Origin of the sequence: Terriglobus sp. YAF25 (assembly GCF_052113305.1) — a bacterium.
Classification (GTDB): Bacteria; Acidobacteriota; Terriglobia; order Terriglobales; family Acidobacteriaceae; genus Terriglobus.
Map to the genome: position 1 here is coordinate 1 of NZ_JBFRCY010000719.1, position 2,302 is coordinate 2,302.

Sequence of the window (2,302 nt, forward strand, 5' to 3'; positions counted from 1 at the left end):
ATGGAGTTCGAACCATTTTCCACCCGGACTCTCGTTTAAAGACGACCCTTTACATCCGAGCCCACTTCCCATCGGCGACAGTTCTAGCCAACAAATAAACCTAAATCTCACAGTGGAGCCTAAATAGGTCCAGGCCTTGTCACGCCGAATAGTGGACGATCAACCCAAAGGACCGGGAAGATGTAGCGGCGATGCCGTGAGCTTCCCGCATCCTGCTCAGACCCTCTTCGCAGCCATTAGCACGGCGAGGAGGGTTTTTTAGTGCATCGCATTCGGTTCACGCAGAGCGAACTGGATCTGATCCTGAAGATGATCGCTACAGTTAATATGGTCCGTCGCCCCGTAGACCGACATCTAGACCGAAACTCCGTTTTCATACATTCTCCGCTTCCAGCCTGCGTTAGGACCATTGGACTTCCGAAGAAAGGTGCAGTACAACAAGGGTGGTACAACCTAGGCCCAATTCCGGGAAATCTACACCCGGATACCTTTGCAGTGTGTCGCCTTCCTCCCGCCTGTATGGTTGCTCAATCCAAAACTGACGCAACAGTGGAGATCCGTCATGACAGAAAACACTAAGACTCCTGCTACCCAGAATTCAAACGATAACGTATCAGTAACAGGGTTCGGGAGTGGCAACGGGGGCAATGGCGGCAATGGCGCGGTCACCCAGGCCAACTCATCGAGCACACAGAGCCTTTTCGATACGGTCCACCAGATACAAATGATCGCGGGCGGCCTCCTCGCGACCGACAACTTCGGCCCAACGATTGGGAATTCCCTACAAGCGATTTTCATGGGCTGCCGGTCGATTTACGTGGGGTGCTCGTCGAGCACACTGAGTCTTAACGATGGGGTCGGCCAGATACAAGACCTCGCCTTCTCCCTCAACAACTTGCCAGAGGTCTTCTCCTCTAAAGACGGTTCAGGCGGCGTAGAACTGATTACCGGTGCCTGTAACGATATTCTAGGTGGAGAACCCTCTGCTCAGAGCTGGATTGGAGGGCCGCAGAACGGAAACGAAACCCCAGGCGAAGCCAAGAAAACTCTTCAAGAAAAGCCGTCCAGCGATATCTCGGGCCCTACGGGATCGGGAAAGTGATCCTCTGCAATTACGGGTGCGGCTCAGCATGCGGGTTTTTGGAGCAGCTATCGTAGAGATCTAGCCGGCGTCGTCGAGACTGTGGGAAAGTTGGGAAGCCGGTTTTGCTTTCCAACTTTTCCATTGCCTGCTTTCGCTGGCCATTTCTGGTCAGCCTGCGATGGCTTCGGTTCTATCTGTATCCTCGAGATCAACGAATTTTGGTTGATCGTCTTAAAACTTCATCGCAATCGCACCACCGCGCGGATTGGGCGGCCAGTGGTTACGAACGATGGCGCCCGCCTCGCCATCCGAGCCCTTCGATTTGATCGGCTCGTACCGCAGGAAGCGTGTGGCGTATCCGCTTCTGCCGCGTGCGCTGGAGCGCAGCACCTCCGCAGCGGGAATCGCTGCGCGAATCAGCAACCCATCGACCGTCTGAGAGATCGACTCGATACGCCCGCGGCGCGCGTGAATGTCTTCCATCACCGAGGACATAAATGGTGTGGGTAGATCGATGGTAGCTTCCACCATCGGCTCCAGCACGACCGGCCTGGCATGTTTCGCTGCCTCACGAAAGGCCATGGCGCCGGCGATCCTGAGGCTCACCTCGTGGCGGCCAATCTCATCGCAATCGCTTGTGAGCAACGTGACTTTCAGATCGACGAGTTCGCTGCCCTGCAGAATGCCGCCCCGTGCTGCCTCTCGCACACCGGCCTCAATCGCCTGAACGGACTGCTTGGCAATCGCCTCATTGTCCAGGTCACAAAGAAACTGCAATCCGCTCCCTTGCTGACCAGGCTCTACCCGAAGCCGGCAGTAACCATAGTTCCGTGCGCCGCCGGTCTCGCGGAGATACGAGTGTTCCGCTTCCGCGGAGCCAAGAACTGTCTCCAGGTAGTTGACCTTCAGATCACCCGGCTCGGCCAACTCTCGCTGGATGACCGTCAAGCGAAGCTCCAGGAGCTGCAATTCGTCCTCTCCACTGACGAAGAGCCTGTCGTGGTCGATGTGAACTTCGGCCCTCAGTCTGGGGTTTTCCTGGACCAGATCTTCGAGTTTCTGTTGGACGGTGGCTCGCTCCTCCAACGGAATGGAGTGGACCGCAAACGAAAGAATGCGATGAACGGCTCTGCCTGTCTTAGTCATGGGCGTGCTCCTTCTCAACAAAACCGCGAAGCCCAATCAAACGATGCCAACCATTGAGCCATAGGTGAGAGG

2 protein-coding genes are annotated in these 2,302 nt (G+C 56.0%); one reads left to right on the forward strand and one right to left on the reverse strand.

Annotated features, from left to right (window positions below; all coding sequences use genetic code 11):
* Positions 1–562 precede the first annotated feature (562 nt).
* A complete protein-coding gene (locus AB4043_RS22840) occupies positions 563–1,102 on the forward strand; it encodes a hypothetical protein (RefSeq protein ID WP_442303424.1) in 540 nt (179 codons plus the stop codon).
* 213 nt (positions 1,103–1,315) lie between these two features.
* On the opposite strand, the gene AB4043_RS22845 is transcribed toward AB4043_RS22840, so the two are convergent.
* Complete coding sequence (locus tag AB4043_RS22845) at positions 1,316–2,230, reverse strand: hypothetical protein (protein WP_442303425.1); 915 nt, start codon at positions 2,228–2,230, stop codon at positions 1,316–1,318.
* Between the last annotated feature and the right edge of the window lie 72 nt (positions 2,231–2,302).

Coding starts and splice junctions, on each gene's coding strand:
- AB4043_RS22840 (WP_442303424.1), top strand. CDS start 563: ATGACAGAAAACACTAAGACTCCTGCTACCCAGAATTCAAACGATAAC.
- AB4043_RS22845 (WP_442303425.1), bottom strand. CDS start 2,230: ATGACTAAGACAGGCAGAGCCGTTCATCGCATTCTTTCGTTTGCGGTC.